The sequence below is a fragment of the Aquimarina sp. Aq107 genome, from assembly GCF_943733665.1.
Classification (GTDB): Bacteria; Bacteroidota; Bacteroidia; order Flavobacteriales; family Flavobacteriaceae; genus Aquimarina.
This window is the reverse complement of record NZ_OX030782.1, coordinates 1,897,749-1,917,517: the sequence shown is the minus strand read 5'-3', so window position 1 is coordinate 1,917,517 and position 19,769 is coordinate 1,897,749. Positions and strand designations below refer to the sequence as shown.

The following is a 19,769-nucleotide window of genomic DNA, read 5'->3' as shown; positions in this document are numbered from 1 at the left end:
AAATAAGATTTAATTAGGTCTTGTTGCTCTACCTGAAGGCATAGAAGTATCCGAAATCATTGTAACAGGATTTGCAGGACCTGTTGTAATACCCGCAGTTCCACTTAATGGTTCAATGTAGAAAGGTGCTGGATCATTATCTCCAAAAGGCTCTACAGTAATAAAAACTCTTCTACTTGTTATTGAAGCAGGAAATGTTACACCAGTTAAAGGGATTTGACTTGGAAGTACAAGAAAGTCTTCACCAGGAAAATCTGGAATCATTCCTCCTGAACCACTAAAGAAATTAGCGTCATCTCTTCCTTCTACATCAGAAAATGTTCCAGTTGAAACAGTTACATTACCAAAATCTACCCAACCTTCATATTTCCAACCACTCGCTAAAGTAGGCAATGTTAATCCTGCAGATGTTCCATCCATAAACCAAACACCAAATTCATCATTATCAGCTACGTCATCAGTTGGAGTAGCTAGAAAAAACTGTCCCGCTGTACTAGATAAATCCGCAACCACTGGTGCAAAATTAAGTGTCGCGGTATTAGATCCATTAAAACTTCCTGTCAAAATTTTAGCATCCGAAGGAACATTATCAGTATCACCTACTGGTTCTACAGTAAGAACAAATTCGGTAGCATCAGCTAAGTCAGAAGCTAATACTGTAAGATTTATAGTTCCCGCAGGGTTTGTAAATCTACTTGTTGGCACTGCTTGACCATCTACTATCAACCATCCTTGGTAGGTAGAACCTCCTGTTAAGTTTTCTAATCCAATTGTTTCTATAGCAACATTAGCTACAGGTGGTCCGTCATCACTAGAACAGGAAACACCTAATAATCCTAAGGCGATTGCTGCCATCGCCATCATCTTGTTTTTCATCATTTTTTGCTTTTTTAATTTAATTCTTGATAGTATGGATATCAATATTCAAATTAACTACAAAAAGCTGATAAAATTGTACGTTTTAAACGTTATTTTTCAACGTGAATTAAAGAATTTTATGCTTCTGGCGGTGCTTGTTGTGGTTTTTTGAATAATTCTATATAAGATTTTCCTATGTGGGAAATAATATCTCTTGCTAGTAAACCCTGATAACCAGTTTGTTGAATTGCTATATCTCCAGCACTACCGTGTAAATAAACTCCAAATACTGCTGCGTGCAGCGAATCATATCCTTGAGAAATTAAACCTGTTATAATTCCAGTTAACACATCTCCGCTACCAGCAGTAGCCATTCCTGGATTACCAGAAGTATTTACATAAATATCATCTTGATAAATAACCAAACTATTTGCTCCTTTCACTACAATAATACAATCATTCTTTTTAGTAAACTCTTTTACTTTACTAATCTTATCAAAATCATCTTTCCAATCCCCTATCAAACGTTTTAATTCTCCAGGATGTGGAGTTAATACCGTTTTTGCTGGTATATACTGTAATAGATCTGTTTTATGAGCTAATATATTAATCCCATCAGCATCAATCACTAATTGAGTTTTATTTTCTTTTAAGAATTCGCCAAATGCCTCAATCGTTTTATCATTAGTTCCTAAACCAACTCCTACTCCAATAACGGATGGTTTAATATCAAACTTTATTTTAGAGATATAATCATCTTCTTCATCCGTAATAACCATTGCTTCGGGAACCGTAGACTGTAAAATATCATATCCACATTCTGGAATATATGCAGTAGCAAGGCCCGCTCCTATTCTTAAAGCAGCTTCTGTTGCTAAAACTGTACTACCTATTTTACCATAACTTCCTCCAATAAGTAAACAATGTCCATAATCTCCTTTATGAGCAAATTTATGACGAGGCCTGTATAGAGAAAGTACTTCGTTCTTACCTATTAATTCTGCAAAGCCCGGAGTTTGGGATATAAACTCTCTACTTAGGCCTATATCAATAACCTCCATGTCTTGAGAATACTGTCCAGTTTCTGGTAAGAAAAATATTAGCTTAGGTAATTGAAAAGTAACGGTTGTAGAAGCATATATAACACCTTCTGGATCATCTGGTCCTTTATCTGCATATAAACCTGAAGGTACATCTATAGATAACGTAAAACATCTGGACGCATTAATATGCTTAATTAAATTAATAACCCAAGGTACTACCGGCCTATTTAAACCTATCCCAAAAATTGCATCGATTACCATATCCTGTTGCTTGATCTCTGGAAAATCTTCATCGGACTTTAGTTGCACAGGCCATTCTACTCCTATTCCCTTTAAACGATCATAATTTACTAAGAAACCATCAGATCTTTTATCACTAAAATTTACGATATATGTCTTTACGTGATATCCATGTTCCACTAACAAACGTGAAATCACTAAACCATCTCCTCCATTATTTCCAATACCGCAAAATACATGAATCGGAATCGGAGCTCCTTGCAATCGTTGATGTAAAACATTGAATATTTGAGTAGCAGCTCTTTCCATCAACTCTAAAGAAGTAATCTTTTGAGATTGAATAGTTACTTCGTCTGCCTTACGCATTTGATCAGCGGAAAATATCTTCACAAGTTTAAATTTTAGTGATTATTTGTTAATACATGTTATAAACATTGATAATCCTTTTTGATTTGATTTTTTTAAGAATGCTTTAACGAATATAGCCTTAAATTAAAGTATCAATAAAAGTTTATGATTACTAACGTTTTTATTTTGTTCAAAAGTAAAAAATTATACATTTGAACTTAAATATAAATCAAACTAATGTTTAGTACGGTTTCAATCTCGGTTTTACTTTTCGCGTTAGGAACAACAGCGGCTTTCGCCTACACTTCATTTACACGTACTTCTACTATTATTATTACCCTTAGGGGTTAATCATTTATATATCATAGAAATTAAGTAGTTAGTTTATTTTAAGTAAATAAACGAACGAAAAGCTTTATCAAATACATCATTATAAAAAATATATTATGAACGTTCTAAAATTTGGAGGTTCCTCAGTTGCAAATGCAGCTACTATAGAAAAAGTAATAGAAATCATCGAAAAACAGTCTGTAAACAAACCTCTTTATGTGGTTGTTTCTGCCCTTGGCGGAATTACAGATCTATTAATACAGGCTGGTAAAGAAGCTTCTTCTAACAACGAAAAATATAAAAATACGCTAACAATTATAGAAAGTAGGCATCTCGAAGCTATCAAGGAATTAATCCCGGTGGTTTCGCAAAGCTCTATAATCAGCAAAGTCAAATCAGAGTTAAATAAACTAGAATCCCTTTGTGAAGGAGTATATCTTCTAAGTGAGTTATCTCCTAAAACCGAATCTGTAATTGCTAGTTTTGGAGAAATGTTATCCTCTTTTATAATTTCTGAAGCTGCCAAAGTAAAAGGATTAGACATCGTTTTAAAAGATTCTAGAGATTATATTATTACAACAGAAGCTTCGAAAGTTACTATTGATTATGAAGAAACTAATTTTAGAATAAAACGATACGCCGAGGATAACAAACATCAGATCAGTCTATTTCCAGGTTTTGTAGCAAGAACATCAGCTGGAGAACCTACAACTTTAGGAAGAGGCGGATCAGATTTTACAGCAGCAATTTTAGCATCTGGTATACAAGCTGACAAATTACAAATTTGGACAGATGTAAGTGGAATGTACACTGCCAACCCTAAATTAGTAAAACAAGCAAAACCTGTATCACACATTTCTTATCAGGAAGCGATGGAATTGTCTCATTTTGGAGCTAAAGTTATTTATCCTCCAACAATTCATCCTGTTTTAGATAAAAACATTCCGATTGTTATCAAAAATACTTTTGAACCTGAAGATCAAGGTACTTTAATTACTAGAGAAGTAACTAATAGACCAAAACCAGTTACCGGTATTAGTCATATTGATAATATTTCTGTAATATCCTTAGAAGGAAGTGGAATGGTTGGTATTCCAGGGTTTTCAAAACGTTTGTTCGAAGCTTTATTTTTAGAAAATATCAATGTAATCTTAATTACTCAAGCTTCTTCTGAACATTCTATCTGCTTAGCTGTAGAAGCTGTTGATGCAGAAAAAGCTAAAACAGTTTTAGATTCTGCTTTCGAGTTTGAAATTACAAAGCATAAAGTAGATCCTGTAAAAATTGAAAATGACGCTGCTATCGTTGCTTTAGTTGGTGATAATATGTATCACCATCAAGGTTTAAGTGGTAAGATGTTTAGCACTTTAGGTAAAAACAATGTAAATATTAGAGCAATAGCTCAAGGAGCTTCTGAAAAAAATATTTCTGTTGTAATTGGAAAAAAAGATATCAAAAAAGCCCTAAATATTTTACACGAACGTTTTTTCGAAGTAAAAACAAAACAACTTAATTTATTTATCACAGGTGTAGGTAATGTAGGTAGTAAGCTGTTATCACAATTAGAACAGCAAAAAAGTTACTTAAATGATAAATTACGCTTAAAGATACGTGTAGTGGGAATTTCTAATTCAAGAACTATGGCTTTTGATGAACAAGGAATTAAATTAAGTTCTTGGGAAGATAAATTAGCTAGTGGAGAAAAAGCGAATTCAGAAAAATTCTTTGAGACTGCTAAAGCAATGAATATCCGTAATTCGATTTTTGTAGATAATACCGCGAATCCAGATATTGCCAAAGTATATAAGCACTATTTATCAGAAAGTATGGCGGTTGTAACCTGCAATAAAATTGCTTGTGCTGATGAATATGCTAACTATTCTGAGTTAAAAGAGCTTTCGCGAAAATTTAGCGCTTCTTTTCTTTATGAAACTAATGTAGGTGCTGGTTTACCTATCATAGATACCTTGAACAATCTGATTGCGTCAGGTGATAATGTCCATAAAATACAAGCAGTGTTATCGGGTAGTTTAAATTTTGTATTTAACAATTATAATGAAGATACTAATTTTTATGATGTTGTAAAACAAGCACAGGAAGAAGGGTACACCGAACCAGATCCAAAAATTGATTTAAGTGGTGTTGATGTCGCTAGAAAAATTCTAATTCTGGCTAGAGAAAGTGGTCAAATCATGGAACTAGAGGATATCGAAAAAGATGCTTTTTTACCACAACAAAGTTTGGATACTCCAACTGTTGATGATTTTTTCGAATCCTTAAAAAAGAACGAAGCTCATTTTGCTAAAATTCTAGAGGAAGCTAACAAAAAAGAATGTAGATTGAAGTATGTTGCTCAATATGAGAATGGTAAAGCAAAAGTAGGTTTACAACACATTCCTGCTGATCATCCGTTCTACAATTTAGAAGGAAGCGATAATATTGTTCTTTTTTATACAGACCGCTATCCAGAACAACCTCTTATTGTAAAAGGAGCTGGAGCTGGTGCAGAAGTAACAGCATCTGGTATATTTGCTGACATTATAAGAATTGGTAAAAAGTAAATCTCAATGTTAAAATGAAAAGTATAAAGATCTTTGCTCCAGCTACCGTAGCGAATCTTTCTTGTGGATTTGATGTACTAGGTTGCTGTTTAGATACTGTAGGAGATGAAATGATCATATCACTTACACCCAATCCAGGTGTAAGAATTACAAAAATCGAGGGTGCTGACCTCCCTTTAGATACTAAAAAAAATGTAGCTGGTGTTGCTGTAGAGGCTTTATTAGCGAATTATAAAAATGAAATTGGAGTAGATATTGAAATTTACAAGAAAATCAAAGCAGGAAGTGGTATAGGCAGTAGTGCTGCTAGTAGTGCAGGAGCTGTTTGGGCTGTAAATCATCTATTGGATCATCCTTTTTCTCCTCATAAATTAGTCGAATTCGCAATGGAAGGAGAAAAACTTGCAAGTGGAAATGCCCATGCAGATAATGTTGCTCCTGCCCTATTAGGTGGATTTACTTTAGTGCGAAGTTATGCCCCATTGGATGTGATCAAATTACACACGCCTGATGATTTAGTGATGACTGTTATTCATCCTCAAATTGAAGTAAAAACTTCGGATGCACGATCCGTTATAAAGCAAAATGTAACATTAAAGCAAGCAATACATCAATGGGGTAACGTTGGAGGTTTTATATCTGGCCTTTTTACCGAGGATTATGATCTAATAGGTCGTAGTTTAGAAGATGTGATCATTGAACCTATGCGATCGATTCTAATTCCGGAATTTGAAAACGTTAAAAAAGCAGCCATTGCAGAAGGTGCCTTAGGATGTGGAATTTCAGGTTCTGGACCTTCAATATTTGCTTTAAGCAAAAGTATGACCACCGCTAAAAACGTAGGAAACGCAATACATAAAGTGTATACAAAAACAGGACTTGACTTTGATATTCATATTTCTAAAATCAATAGTCAAGGAGTTAAAATAATTAATTGATATGCAAGAAATTAAAAAAATAGCAACAGGTTCTCCTTGGGAAGATATTGTAGGATATTCAAGAGCCATTAAAATTGGTAATACTATCGAAGTATCGGGAACAACAGCTCCTGGAGAAAACGAATATGAGCAAACTAAAGCTATTATTGAGTCTGTAAAGAATGTACTAAAAGAATTCAATGCTAATTTAAATCAAATAATTAGAACGAGAATATACTGTACAGACATTAGCAAATGGGAAGAAATTGGTAAAGCTCATGGAGAATACTTTGGCAAAATAAAACCTGTAACATCCATGGTAGAAGTTTCTAAACTAATTGATCCCAATATTTTAGTAGAGATTGAATTCTCTGCTATAGTTTCATAATACTAAAACTAGATTAAAAATGCAATATTATAGTTTACATAATAACGCTCCTAAAGTACCTTTTTCTGAAGCAGTTATAAAAGGATTAGCTCCAGATAAAGGTCTATATTTTCCTGAAAATATAACTCCTTTACCTTCATCTTTTTTTGATACTATTGAAAATTTAGACACCATAGAAATTGGTTTTCAAACTATTAAACAATTCGTGGGTGATGAGATTCCTGATACAGAATTAAAAGATATTCTAAAAGATGTACTCAGTTTTGATTTTCCTGTAATTGATATCAAAGAAAATATAGGTACGTTAGAGCTTTTCCATGGGCCTACAATGGCTTTTAAAGATGTAGGTGCTCGATTTATGGCACGTTGTCTAGAATATTTTAATAGAAACAATGATAATAAAGTTACCGTATTAGTAGCTACATCTGGCGATACTGGAGGTGCAGTAGCACAAGGTTTTCTTGGAGTAAAAGGTGTAGATGTGGTTATTTTATACCCTTCTGGTAAAGTTAGTGATATACAAGAAAGACAATTAACAACACTTGGACAAAATATAACAGCGCTAGAAGTAGATGGCGTATTTGATGATTGTCAGGATATGGTAAAAAAAGCATTTCTAGATAAAAGTATTACAGATCATAAACAATTAACCTCTGCCAATTCTATCAATATCGCAAGATGGTTACCACAATTATTCTATTTCGTTTTTGCTTATAAACAATTGAAAAGTAAAGGAAAAGATATTGTATTTTCTGTTCCAAGTGGTAATTTCGGAAATATTTGTGCCGGGATTGTAGCTCATAAATTAGGACTTCCTGTCAAGCATTTTGTAGCTGCTACCAATGTAAATGATACTGTTGTTAGATATATGAATACGAAAGATTATGATCCAAAACCTTCTAAAGCAACTATATCTAATGCTATGGATGTAGGTAATCCAAGTAATTTTATTAGAATTCAACAATTATTCGATAATAACTTCGAATCTTTAAAAAGTAGCTTTTCTGCTTATAGTTTTAATGATCAGAGTACAAAACAGGCTATGAAAGAAGTTTATCAAGAGACAAAATATATAGCAGATCCTCACGGAGCAGTCGGTTATCTTGGATTAAAAGAGTATAATTTAAAAGAAAATGAATACGGAGTATTTTTAGAAACCGCTCATCCTGTTAAATTCTTGGATATTGTCGAAGAAACTTTAGATACTAAAATATCAATTCCTCCGCAGATTCAAAAAGTAATGAACAAAGAAAAAGTTAGCATTAAAACCAATGATTATAACAAACTAAAAGAGTTTCTTCTTAGTTAAGAAGAAACTCTTTTTAGAATATTTTTATTTATGTCTAAATTTATTTAGAAAGTGATTTCATTACTTTAGAAACTATATAAGAAGTAGATGCTAAGTATTTAAAATTCACAGTAGTATATTTATCTTCGGACTGGTGTACATATGGAGAATTATCTCCATTCATTAACTCTGCAGTTATTGTTATTGTATCATATCCTAAAGTAGAAAATACTCGAGTCTCTGGAGTTGATACTCTTCTTTTAAAAACAGGCACACCGGATTCTAATCGATATGCTGATTCTAGACTTATGTTAGATGCTAACAATTCGATCGCTCTATCTTCGTCATTATCCCATCCTACATAATCCACGCGATGCATAGAATTTACATTGTATTTATCGTCTTGTAGTTTTTTAACAAACATTCTACATCCAATCATATTAGTTTCCTGTTGGTCAAAAAATACAATCATAAAATTAATATTTCGATTGGCTAATTTGGTTATTTTTTCTGTTACATATAAAGTTAGTGCAACTCCTGTAGCATTATGAACTGCTCCAGGACTTCCTTCTGCTGTATCATAATGAGCTCCTAAAACTATATATTCATCGCTTCCATTCGTAGCTGGAATCTCGGCATATATATTAGAGCCATTATATTGATTCCCTTTCTTATCCTGAACGTTGTAATTATTTCGTTTTGCTTTAATTCCTAAATCTTTAAGGTAATTAAACAAATAATCGGCTGTAATTTTTCTTTCCGAATTACTGGCTCTACTAGATAATTTCCTCTTTCCTTTAATAGGAATATGCCCAGTTAGTTTACCAACAATATCCTTCTGGATATTAATAATTTCTGCTTCTTCTTGATCAGTCAATGATTGAGCTACTGAAATCTGAACGCAAAAAATCAATAATAGTAATGTTCTAAACCTATATAATTTCATTTTAAAATTTTTGTATTCTTATTTTTCCTTTCCTTCTAACAAATTTATAAAAAACAATATATAATTTTACAATTAGTATCTATATTGTCTTAAAATAAACATTTCCTTATGATAAATCCAAAAACCATACCATTTTTTATCATTATTAATTTATTATTCTTTGGTTGTAAAAAAGAAGATTCTGCTACGAATTATTTATTAGCTCCCGATAATTGGAGAAAAGAAACCATCGAGTTTCCATTATCGTTTGCTCCGTCACTTGACTATAAAGGTACGGAATATGTTCGATTTGCTCCTGGTTGGGGTAAAGAAGGTGCTGAAGATTACTTTTCTTATGCTTTTCTTTGGTATTTAGATGAAAGCCCGGCATTATCTAGTACTATTTTAGAATCTCAATTAGAAGATTATTTTAATGGACTTATGCTGGGAAATACCACTTCTTCTTCTGATACTTCTTCAAAAATCAAAAAAACTAAAGCATTTTTTGAGAAAATCGATAATGTATCTTATGCTGGTCAAGTAATTACTTATGATGCTTTTACAACTAAAAAAGAAGTTACTTTAAATATAATAGCGAACTACATCCCTTGTAACAATCTCAATAAACATCTAGTAATCTTTAGAATATCTCCAAAAGAAATTGATCATTCCATATGGAATAAATTAAATGGAATACAAATTTCTGTAGATTGTAAAAAATAATTATCTATCTTAATATGACCCAATCTTCTAGCATTAAAACTAAAAACATTATGCAAAAAATATCCATTGTATTAGCTATTTTTTTTATTCTCGGATGTACTTCTAACAAAAAAGAAGAAAAATTTAATATTCAATCTGAAAGTTCTACATCTATAGATACCACTCATGTCAAAAATACTTCGGATCATACCACTGTTACTGATGAAAAAAGAGAAGTTAAAGAAATAAAGGACTCTGTTATTGAGGCCAATGGATTAATAGAACCGGAAACCGCTGTAAAAGTATCTAAAGACAAAGAGATAGTGAAAGAAACCAATGCAGGTGATAAAGAAGAAAAAAAAGAGATTAAAATAGAAGTTATTGAACAGAAAAAACCTGATCATACGGCTTGGGATCAATTAACAAAAAAACACGTATCTCCTTTGGGTAAAGTAAATTATAATGCTTTTAAATCCGATATATCCAAAATAGACAATTATCTAGCACATCTTAAGAATACTCCTCCAACAAAAGATTGGACAAAAAATGAAAAATTAGCATATTGGTTTAACTTATATAACGCTGCTACAATTCATTTAATAGCCAATAATTATCCGGTAAAAAGTATTAAAGATATAAACAATGGTAAACCATGGGACAAAAAATTTATAGAATCTGGAAATAACACCTATTCTCTAAATCAAATAGAAAACTCTATTGTACGTCCTAATTTTAATGAACCTAGATTACACGTAGCATTTAATTGTGCTGCTATTTCTTGTCCTAAGTTAATGAAAGGTGCTTTTCTTCCTTCTAAATTAAATTCGCAACTAAATACACTTTCCAAAAACTGGATTACCGATTCTACAAAAAACAAAATTTCAGAAAAAACCATCGAAATAAGTAAAATATTTGAATGGTATAAAGTGGATTTCAAAAAAGGTATAATCCCGTTTATAAATAACTTTTCTACAACAAAAGTAGATCCCAATGCAGAAATAAAATACCTAGATTATAACTGGGGCCTAAATGATTAAATTATCTTAGACTATCTTGATTTGTATATACTAACCAATTAAGAATTAATACAATTCAATGAACTAATAACAATTATCTTACAGAAATCCAGTCTTCTATCGTAGGAGGCGGTGGTGGTGGCGGAATTAGATTATATGTTTCTGCCCATAGATTTCTTCGGCAACCTTTTTCATTATAGGATCTCATAAATGAATACCACCATTTCTTAAAACCTATATGATCTTTAAGGATTCTACTATTTTCTACAGAAATCTTTTTAGAATCTTCATCATATTTAAATGCCAATTGTATAACAAAAAGATAATCATTCAATCCCCAATCTGTGCCATTATCGATCCATTTACTTGCATAAATAGTATAAATATATTCATCCCCATATGGGTTATAAAAAATATTAGGACCATTAAGTATATAACTTTCATGCTTCATCACTTCTTCATCCATAATTTCTACTAAATAGTCTATATTAGGTGTATTAGTAAAAGCCTTACTTATTTTTTTCACTTTAGAAGAACTAATTAGTTTAGAAATAGTTTCTCCTTTTTCCAAACAAGCAAATAAAGCTATTCGTTCTGCTTCATCATTTCTGGTGCAGGATACAACAATCGTTGATATAATAACAAGTTTACATATGTTATTCATTATAAAGTACAATTCTTATAATTACATCAAAATTAATTCATCTCGTAAAAAAGACAATATTTCCAATTTCGATTATATAATCGAAACTTTTTCAACTAATTAAGATGCCAATCCATATTTATTTAATGTATAAATATTAACAAAAACTATTTGTTTTTAAAATCTTCCAGTTCTTTCTCCGTAAAAGCTCGAAAAGCAAATTTATAACCTTCAAAACCAGCAATACCATAAAACAAAATATCCATGATACTGAAAGTTTCTTTCATCATGGGTACCAATAGCGAGTAATCAAAAGATATAAGAGTTTCTAAATATCCAAGACTTTCTAAATTAGCAATAGCACCGATAATACTAAAAAAATTACCTGCAAAACAACTCAAAACAGCAATAACAGCTCCAGTAATTCCAAAAATCTGATCAACACCTTTCCCTGTATACCTCATTGATAAACCTACACCGGCGCCAATAGCTAGTGCCATATAACCTATTTGATATCCAGTTGCCAATGTTATTACTCCCCATAATAAAGCACCAATAATTCCAACAATAATACCCGAGATGACTGCTAACGAGTAGTTTTGCTCTGATTTCATTTTTTTTAAAATGTCATCGGTTATAATACTTTTTACCACATTATTATGTAATTCTTCTGTATCATCAAATCGTTCCTGATATGTAGGATCTAAATTAAAATTACGGCAATCATTTATAAAGTTTGCCTTTTCTTTAGTAAGTGAACATACTAAACCCTGTTTAAGATCCATTTCTCTGTTGGTACATTTTTTACAAAATGCCAAATGTTCTTCTCTTGTCATAATGGTTACTTAGTTATTGTTAGAACTAAAGACATAACTCTTTTTATGTAAAGAAATATGACTCATAGTTTATGTATGTATCATAGAAGAGTGATTTGTTACCCTTGTAAGTCAGTTTTTGTTGATCATAATGTACTTATACGAGTTAAAAGAACAACAATATTGAATAATTAAACAGGATGTTTTTATCCTACATAATTATTGAAGTTGCTGAAAAAATCCTATAAAAAATAAGATTATTAGTAGTTACATCTAAAAAAGCATATGATTATATCTTCTCTACAGCAGTTTTTAATTTTTCACCTGCTATATTTCCTAAACCATTATAACTAGCATATTTATATAAATCATCTAACGTGGGGTAATTGAAAACCGTGGATATCACATGATTTAATGTCATATTTCCTTGAACTAATTGCATGCCAAAATGAATTAATTCTGTGGCAGCATGTCTACCTACACAAAAATCTTATTCTTAAAATTTATACCTGTAACTGCAGATGCCGTAACAACTCCTGCAAATAAAGCACCACCAACACCAGCTGTAACAATATCCTGCCCTGTTAGATATAATCCTTTGATAGGTGTTCTGGGTTGTAAAAACTTCTGACGAAAACGATCAGGTGTATGATCAATTCCATAGATTTCTCCATTTTTATAATTCACAAAATGTTGTGTACTTAAAGGTGTAGAAAGTTCGTAATGATCTACCTGTCCTTCTAAATGTGGAAGTTGTTTAAAAAGTTCCTTCATTAAACGCTGAGATATCTGTTCTTTCCAAGTTTCATAATCCTCTCCTCGTTTCATCCATCTGGTATCTTTCCATTGCGAAACAGTTTCATATGGTACCAAAGTTATAATATCAATCGTGCTACGTCCAGGATATCTATTGGACCAATCGGGATCTTTAGCAGAAGGAAATGAAACATAAACTACTGGAAAAGGAGCTGTTTCATCTTTTAGGTAACGATCTACGCACGTATCGTGATCTCCATCATTTGGATATATCCAAAAATTAGTCTTTGGTAATTCTAATTCTTTGGGAGAACTCTTAAAACCCATATATAAACAAGCGTGAGATACCGAAGGTGTAACTTTCTGTAATTGTTCTAATAGTCCTAACTTGGTACTAATAGAGGTAGGAATTAATTTTTCGAAAGTATTAAAAACTCCAGTACCGCTAATAATTGTATCCGCATAAAACTCCTTACCATCTATCATTCTTACTCCTTTTGCCCTATTATTCTCAATAATCACTTCATCTACCTCAGCATTAATCAGAATAGTTCCTAAAGAAGATTCTATTACAGGATCTATTGTTTCCACTATTTTAGAGGAACCTCCAACCGGAAAATTACCTCCTCCAAAATAATGTCTAGCAACAGAAGCATGCATTGCAAAGCTACTTTGTTTTGGAGGCAATCCATAATCACCATATTGAGCAGACAGTACTTTAATTAATTCTTCATTTTTAGTAAGCTTACTTAATACTTGATATGTGGTTTGATCTGCATATTTCAAGTATGGTCTTTTTAGGAAACCTCCAATCAAAAAGCGTAAAAAGCCAGGCAGTACTTTTTCTTTGTAAAAGGCTCCCATTGCCTTATTTGATTTAAAAACTAAATCAATATAAGTATCAATTGCATTTTCTTCATCTGGGAAATAACTTAGTATTTTATTTCTAAAATTCTCAACACCTTTTACAAAATCATACGATCTATCGCCAATAATAATACGATCATATACTTCTCCCATATCGGCCCATGCTAATTTACGATCAGAAACATAATCAAACAACTTTCTAATAGGGCTATTCTCTTGCTGTACTCCTCCAATATAATGAATACCTACATCCCACTCATATCCTTTGCGTTTAAATATATGTGTAAAACCACCAGCCGTATAATGACGTTCTAAAATAAGAACCTTTTTACCCTCTTTAGCCAAAATAGCTCCTACTGTTAAACTTCCCATACCAGATCCTATAATAATAGCATCATACTTATCTTCTAATTTAGGACGTTGTTTATAGGACTGAATCATATATTGGTTTTTGGTTGAATATCAAATCTAAGAAGAATCTTAATACGATACTTGATAAACTTCAAAATGATTATTTCTTAAAAACACAACATACTAATAATCAATATGTAAAACAAGAATATCACTGTTTCCTGCTGTTATTATGCTTTATGTTATTTGCACCTTAACTAAACATTAAAAAAAGTTAAAAATTCCCCTAAAAACACATCGTATTATTTACGATTTCTTAAAAAGTAATAATCATATTTTTTAGGTACTGTTGTTTACTTTTATTTCAACTTTTAACCTTAAATATATTACAATGAAATCACTTTTTAAATCATTATTGGGCGTATTATTTCTAACATTGACAATCGTTTCTTGTAGCGACGGTACAGATCTTAATGAATCGGCGGAATCTGTAGACAGAACTGCTATCTTTGATCTTGTTGGTACAGAAGAACAACGTGTAGCAACTGCTGAAGAATTAAGTAAAATCCCTATAAATATCGAAAAAGCAAATTGCACATTAAGTGGCGATGAAGGGTGTTCTGATAATGCTTCTTCAGAATTCGAAAGATATGTACGTGAGTGCACTACGTATACGAGAAACTGGCCTCCATCTAATGTAGTAAATACGTACTTTAGAAGTATGGTATATTACGTTGATGGTGACAGCGATATTAACCTTGATCATTATCAAGACGATTTACAAGCTCAAGTGTCACAAATTGTTGGTTCTGGAGGAGCTGCTTTTGTAGATGCTGATATCATCTATTTTGAGTGTAATGACAGACAAAACAATTCTTGTGTTATACAGTATTCTGTATATAGATAAAACAATTGATTATACAATTAAACCAGGTTCTTATGGGATCTGGTTTATTATTTGTACTAACGATCAATCGATTATAATTACCTAATTAAAATACCAAACCACGGCTTTTAAGAATCAATTTTAGTTTTCCCTAAAAATAAACCAACATATAGCTAAATACATCTTATAAGTATATGTACTTTTGCACCCATCTCACTAAACCAGATAATGGTGGATCATAAATGATTACAAACTCAACTCTAAATTAAAAATGGCTATTCTTATTTTTATGCTTGTATTATGGTATACAGGTTTATTTTTTCAAAGTTTCTTTTTACATAGATACGCAGCACACCAAACATTTACCATGTCTAATTTTACAGAAAAAATGTGTTTTTTTCTAACTTGGGTATGTCAGGGATCTAATTATCTAAGTGCATATGGTTATGGTGTCATGCATCGTATGCATCACGCATTTGTGGATACCGAAAAAGATCCACATTCTCCAAAGTATGATAGTAATATGTTTAGTATGATGTGGCGAACTAAAAATATATATCAGGATATCAATAATGAGCGAATTTCTTTAGATGCAAAATTCACCAAAAACACTCCTCAATGGAAATCATTTGATACGTTTGCTAGTTCTAATTTTTCTAGAATTGCTTGGGGATTGGGATATACTGTGTTCTTTTATTTTTTTGCTACCGCTTGGTGGCACTGGTTATTTCTTCCAATAGCATTCTTTATGGCACCTATACACGGAGTTATTATTAATTGGTTTGGTCATATTGTTGGGTATACTAATTTTAAAGTGGATAATACCTCTAAAAACTTACTCCCAATTGATTTCTTAATGATGGGAGAGGGTTATCATAATAACCATCATAAATATAGTGGTAGAGCTAACTTTGGTGGTGTACGATGGCATGAAATAGATCCTACTTATTATATAATGCTGTTATTAAATACGTTAGGCATTATTAAATTAAAGAAGAGTGCAGTAACGACGAACAATAATTGACAATAAAGTTAGTAGCTTTAAAACACACTCAAATAAAACAAAAATATCGAGCTTGTAACGCTCGATATTTTTGTTTTATTAGTATTTAGTGTCTTCATATAAAAACTACAGATTACTAAATTCTATAAAATCATACTCTGGTGAATACTCGAATAAATGCCTTAATACAGAGGCATGTCCGTTTCCTACGATGAGTAATATTCTATCTTCTTTTGTTTGCTCTATCTGTTGTATTTTTCTAAATATTCTTAAGTTCCTATTATACCACCATATGGATAAAAAATCGGCTCCTCGATTGTTATCAAGTTTAAAATCGCCCACAAGATAAGAGCCATAATTATGTCTATGTCCTTCTACTGTATTCATATATTTGAAAAAATCAAGGATTTTTACTTTAGAAGGAAACTTAGTGGACTCATTGAAGGATTTCTGCGTCATTTTCGTAAAAGGATCATCAGATTGAAAATCATACCCTTCCGTCAATTCTTTCATCATTTTAGGGTATTTCTTTTCTAATTCTGAGCTAAACGTAGTAGCATCCACAGAATAAATCTTGGCTAACTTAAAATCATTTGCAATTCGCATTCCTAGTTGGTAACTCTCGTTTCTTACATCTCTATGTTTCCCCGCTTTATACTCTTCGTATTTTTTATCCATCCCCCAATCTGGTTTTGCCTCTATGGCAACTTTTGTAGGTTTAAACCTTTTGATATAAGCCACTAACTCTTCTACCTCTGACTTTTTAGGTTCTTTTAGCACATCAATTTTATCATCATCATTGGTTTTGGTATAATCCAGACCTGGGTATGAAAAATGGAATGTACCTACAACTAGCACTTTCGTTTTCTGTTTTGGATAATAACTTTCATATGGTTTAAGAATTCCTTCATTCTCCTTAGAGATTTCCTGAGCTGCCATTTTAGTAGTAAATAAAGTGATGCTAATGCTGATAAGTAATAATAGACTGTATTTCATTATATATGATTTATTAAATTCAATACAATGTTACGGCCTTAACGCTGGTGCAATAGGAATTTTACACGAACACCTTTTATTATTTTATAAACCTTACATATTATAAAACATAGGTTTTTGTATAACAAAAACTATAGTTCATCCTATAAAAAGAATTGTTCATACTAATTGAATAAAAGGAATCGTATTTAAAACTACTTTTGGAGTATGAATACTAAAAAAGAGTTTCTATACAACCTATTAATTGTATTGGCAATAATTATCCTAGATGTACTTGGAGATTATATCATTTTTGATAAAGATGTTTTTTCTTCGAGCTTTACTTTATTTTTATTTAAAACCACATTTACTATATCACTATTAACAGTGTATATTATAAATTATATATATAGTGTTCCTAAATTTCTATTTAAGAAAAAATACCTTCAATACTTCTTAGCATTCATAGGGATGATTTTATTATTTGCAGGCCTGCGTTTCTTTTTAGAAGAAATCATCTTATATAATATCACAGGCAGACATAATTACTTTTTTAATGTTCCTATGTCAGAACTTATTAGCAACTACGCTTGGGATTCTTTTTATTATACCTTAAGAGTCTGTTTGGTTAGTGCTGTTGTGTGTTTATTTTTTAGATACAATGAAAACAAAGAAGAAATACATCAATTACAAATCGAGCAAGAAAAAGCAAAACTCTCTGTACTTAAATCACAGATAAGTCCTCATTTTTTATTTAATACCTTAAATAACTTTTATGAAGAACTATATGAAGACAAACCTAAAACGGCCAGTGATATTTTAAAACTATCTAAATTATTGAGATATGTTACCTATGAAACAAACGAAGATTTCACTTCTATAAATAAAGAAATAACCTTTATTGAAGATTATTTATATTTCTTTAAACGCAGGTATGAGGATAATTTCCATGTGCAATTGCATATAGATGGTTTTGTACATAATCAAAAAATTCCATCTCTTATCCTAATACATTTTATAGAAAATGTATGTAAGCATGGAATCATCAATGACAAAAACCGCCCGGCTAATATTACATTAGTGATCAGCGATCATACGTTAGAGTTAAAAACGAAAAACTACATTAATACTTCTGATACATATACGGAACAAGGCATAGGTACTAAAAATATTAAACAAAGATTAGAGGTTATCTATAAGGATAGTTTTATTTTAGAACATCAAAAAACTGAAAACCAGTTTGAGGCATACCTGCAACTTGAACTCTAAACGTATAACAACTTATTAATGAAAGACCAATTTACTTGTGTAATTATTGACGATGAACCAGCAGCGATTAGGTTGTTAGAGAAATATTGTGGTAAGGTATCTTTTTTAGAGGTAAAAGATACGTTTACAAATCCATTAGAGGGATTAAAATATTTAGAAGGTGTATCTGTAGATCTAGTTTTTCTGGATATACAAATGCCAGAAATTACTGGAATTCAATTATCAAAAATTATCAATAAAAGAACCAAAATTATTTTCTCTACTGCTTATCCCCAATTCGCTTTGGATAGTTATGAAGTTGCCGCTTTAGATTATTTACTTAAGCCTATTGAGTTTGAACGCTTTTATACCGCGGTCTCCAAGATAAAAGCTACAAATAATTCGGATACTATAGTTAATCAAACTAATAATGATGAATTTTTCTTTTTTAAAACCGACGGAAAGAATAAGTATGCCAAGGTATTTTTACAAGATATTATATATATAGAAAGTTTAAAAAACTACATTGCTATCCATCTACAAGACCAACAAATCATTACTTATAACACATTAAAACATTTTAAGGAAACACTACCATCATCTAATTTTATACAAATCCATAAATCATACATCATTTCTATCAAGCGTATTGATAAAATAAATAATGATACGATTTGGATCCAGAATACAGAACTCCCTATTGGAAATACGTACAGAAAATCATTTTTTGAGACTATTGACAATCATCAACTCTAACGGATAAAATCGTATTAATTTTATCCTTCTATATAAAGACTGTAGCGCTCTATTTCTTATATGTTTATCCAGCAACAAGATGTTCTACCAATCTTAATTTTTGACCATCAAATGTAAATACCCAGAGGGAACTATATTCACTTTCCGAGTAATAATCGCTTCCATATTTAAATGGCTTTTTCATTATTTCTGAATGTTCCAGATCACCTCTACTAAGCGTAACTTTGTTACCATCTATAAGTAATTCTGTTTTACTTATTAAAAATCCATTATCTGTCGATACACTGTATATAGCAGTATCTCTATACCAGTTAACATCTTTTAAGTTTATTTTAGAAAAAATAGCATTCAACTCATCTATAGCTCCTTCTTTGTTCGCTCCATCCGATAAACCATCATCCAAAAACATATTAATAGTAATAGTATCTTTTTGTCTGAGTACTCTTTTTAACTCATTTAATTCTGCAAACAGTCTTTGTCGTTTTTTCTTAATTCGGTTTTCTGCTGCCTTAAAAAGAGCTATGTTGGTATTTTCTATATCATTTAAAGTAATTTCGGCAGGATTATTATAATCTGGTTGGTACCACAAATATTCCTGAAAATGTTCTAACAAACGTTCATCTTTAAAAATATATTGATGTCTAGCAAAAATCTCATTTCGTAATAGTTGTAATTGATACAAACTATTTTTGGATATGTCTTTTGATGCATACGCAATTGTAGCACAATCAGAGCAGTCTTCTAGTTGTGCCTTTATAGTCATAGAGCATAAAACTAGAACTAAGAGTATGTAATTTTTCATAAAAAAGTGATTGGTTTTAGTTGGTATTACAAATATACTATTTGTAGTCAA

Annotated in this window: 19 protein-coding genes; 10 read left to right on the top strand and 9 right to left on the bottom strand. The window is 31.3% G+C overall.

Annotated elements, in window-relative coordinates; all coding sequences use genetic code 11:
• Positions 1-9: 9 nt before the first annotated feature.
• Both NMK29_RS07945 and NMK29_RS07940 read right to left on the bottom strand, forming a co-directional pair.
• Positions 10-879, bottom strand: coding sequence for an anti-sigma factor (locus NMK29_RS07945; protein ID WP_159092289.1), 870 nt, complete (start codon positions 877-879; stop codon positions 10-12).
• Positions 880-995: 116 nt separating this feature from the next.
• Entirely contained in the window at positions 996-2,531 is a 1,536-nt protein-coding gene (locus NMK29_RS07940; RefSeq protein WP_108804396.1) for an NAD(P)H-hydrate dehydratase, read from the bottom strand.
• A 404-nt stretch (positions 2,532-2,935) separates the two neighbouring features.
• Here NMK29_RS07940 and thrA point away from each other — a divergent pair, with 404 nt between their 5' ends.
• Genes thrA through thrC form a run of 4 tightly spaced genes read left to right on the top strand, consistent with a single transcriptional unit; the run spans position 2,936 to position 7,994 of the window.
• Complete coding sequence (gene thrA, locus NMK29_RS07935; protein ID WP_108804397.1) at positions 2,936-5,380, top strand: bifunctional aspartate kinase/homoserine dehydrogenase I; 2,445 nt, start codon at positions 2,936-2,938, stop codon at positions 5,378-5,380.
• Positions 5,381-5,394: 14 nt separating this feature from the next.
• Positions 5,395-6,318 (top strand): homoserine kinase, encoded by a 924-nt coding sequence (locus NMK29_RS07930; RefSeq protein ID WP_108804398.1) that lies wholly within the window; start codon positions 5,395-5,397, stop codon positions 6,316-6,318.
• 1 nt (position 6,319) lies between these two features.
• The gene (locus NMK29_RS07925) at positions 6,320-6,685 is read left to right on the top strand and encodes a RidA family protein (RefSeq protein ID WP_108804399.1); all 366 of its coding nucleotides are present in this window, start codon (positions 6,320-6,322) and stop codon (positions 6,683-6,685) included.
• Positions 6,686-6,704: 19 nt separating this feature from the next.
• Entirely contained in the window at positions 6,705-7,994 is a 1,290-nt protein-coding gene (gene thrC / locus NMK29_RS07920) for a threonine synthase (protein WP_108804400.1), read from the top strand.
• Between the two features lie 40 nt (positions 7,995-8,034).
• On the opposite strand, the gene NMK29_RS07915 is transcribed toward thrC, so the two are convergent.
• Positions 8,035-8,919, bottom strand: coding sequence for a M28 family metallopeptidase (locus NMK29_RS07915; RefSeq protein WP_108804401.1), 885 nt, complete (start codon positions 8,917-8,919; stop codon positions 8,035-8,037).
• Positions 8,920-9,027: 108 nt separating this feature from the next.
• Between NMK29_RS07915 and NMK29_RS07910 the strand changes: the two genes are divergently transcribed.
• Both NMK29_RS07910 and NMK29_RS07905 read left to right on the top strand, forming a co-directional pair.
• The gene (locus tag NMK29_RS07910) at positions 9,028-9,621 is read left to right on the top strand and encodes a hypothetical protein (RefSeq protein WP_108804402.1); all 594 of its coding nucleotides are present in this window, start codon (positions 9,028-9,030) and stop codon (positions 9,619-9,621) included.
• 50 nt (positions 9,622-9,671) lie between these two features.
• Positions 9,672-10,637 (top strand): DUF547 domain-containing protein, encoded by a 966-nt coding sequence (locus tag NMK29_RS07905; RefSeq protein ID WP_199915054.1) that lies wholly within the window; start codon positions 9,672-9,674, stop codon positions 10,635-10,637.
• Positions 10,638-10,710: 73 nt separating this feature from the next.
• Here the strand turns inward: NMK29_RS07905 and NMK29_RS07900 are convergent, their stop codons facing one another.
• From NMK29_RS07900 to NMK29_RS07885, 4 genes are all read right to left on the bottom strand, one after another.
• Entirely contained in the window at positions 10,711-11,280 is a 570-nt protein-coding gene (locus NMK29_RS07900) for a hypothetical protein (RefSeq protein ID WP_108804403.1), read from the bottom strand.
• Between the two features lie 146 nt (positions 11,281-11,426).
• Positions 11,427-12,095, bottom strand: coding sequence for a hypothetical protein (locus tag NMK29_RS07895; protein WP_108804404.1), 669 nt, complete (start codon positions 12,093-12,095; stop codon positions 11,427-11,429).
• 268 nt (positions 12,096-12,363) lie between these two features.
• Positions 12,364-12,516: a hypothetical protein gene (locus tag NMK29_RS07890; protein WP_159092290.1), complete on the bottom strand. Its 153-nt coding sequence runs from the start codon at positions 12,514-12,516 to the stop codon at positions 12,364-12,366.
• 35 nt (positions 12,517-12,551) lie between these two features.
• Entirely contained in the window at positions 12,552-14,138 is a 1,587-nt protein-coding gene (locus NMK29_RS07885; RefSeq protein WP_108804405.1) for an NAD(P)/FAD-dependent oxidoreductase, read from the bottom strand.
• A gap of 301 nt (positions 14,139-14,439) precedes the next feature.
• On the opposite strand from NMK29_RS07885, the gene NMK29_RS07880 reads away from it, so the two are divergent.
• On the top strand, positions 14,440-14,955 hold the full coding sequence (locus tag NMK29_RS07880) for a hypothetical protein (protein ID WP_108804406.1): 516 nt from the start codon (positions 14,440-14,442) through the stop codon (positions 14,953-14,955).
• 250 nt (positions 14,956-15,205) lie between these two features.
• On the top strand, positions 15,206-15,958 hold the full coding sequence (locus NMK29_RS07875) for an acyl-CoA desaturase (RefSeq protein ID WP_108804407.1): 753 nt from the start codon (positions 15,206-15,208) through the stop codon (positions 15,956-15,958).
• Positions 15,959-16,063: 105 nt separating this feature from the next.
• Here the strand turns inward: NMK29_RS07875 and NMK29_RS07870 are convergent, their stop codons facing one another.
• Positions 16,064-16,933, bottom strand: coding sequence for a DUF5694 domain-containing protein (locus NMK29_RS07870; protein WP_199915055.1), 870 nt, complete (start codon positions 16,931-16,933; stop codon positions 16,064-16,066).
• Between the two features lie 207 nt (positions 16,934-17,140).
• Here NMK29_RS07870 and NMK29_RS07865 point away from each other — a divergent pair, with 207 nt between their 5' ends.
• Positions 17,141-18,181, top strand: a complete 1,041-nt coding sequence (locus NMK29_RS07865; RefSeq protein WP_027391283.1) for a sensor histidine kinase — start codon at positions 17,141-17,143, stop codon at positions 18,179-18,181.
• A gap of 18 nt (positions 18,182-18,199) precedes the next feature.
• Positions 18,200-18,916 (top strand): LytTR family DNA-binding domain-containing protein, encoded by a 717-nt coding sequence (locus NMK29_RS07860; protein WP_108804409.1) that lies wholly within the window; start codon positions 18,200-18,202, stop codon positions 18,914-18,916.
• Positions 18,917-18,980: 64 nt separating this feature from the next.
• Here NMK29_RS07860 and NMK29_RS07855 read toward each other — a convergent pair whose 3' ends face one another.
• Complete coding sequence (locus NMK29_RS07855; RefSeq protein WP_108804410.1) at positions 18,981-19,718, bottom strand: YARHG domain-containing protein; 738 nt, start codon at positions 19,716-19,718, stop codon at positions 18,981-18,983.
• Between the last annotated feature and the right edge of the window lie 51 nt (positions 19,719-19,769).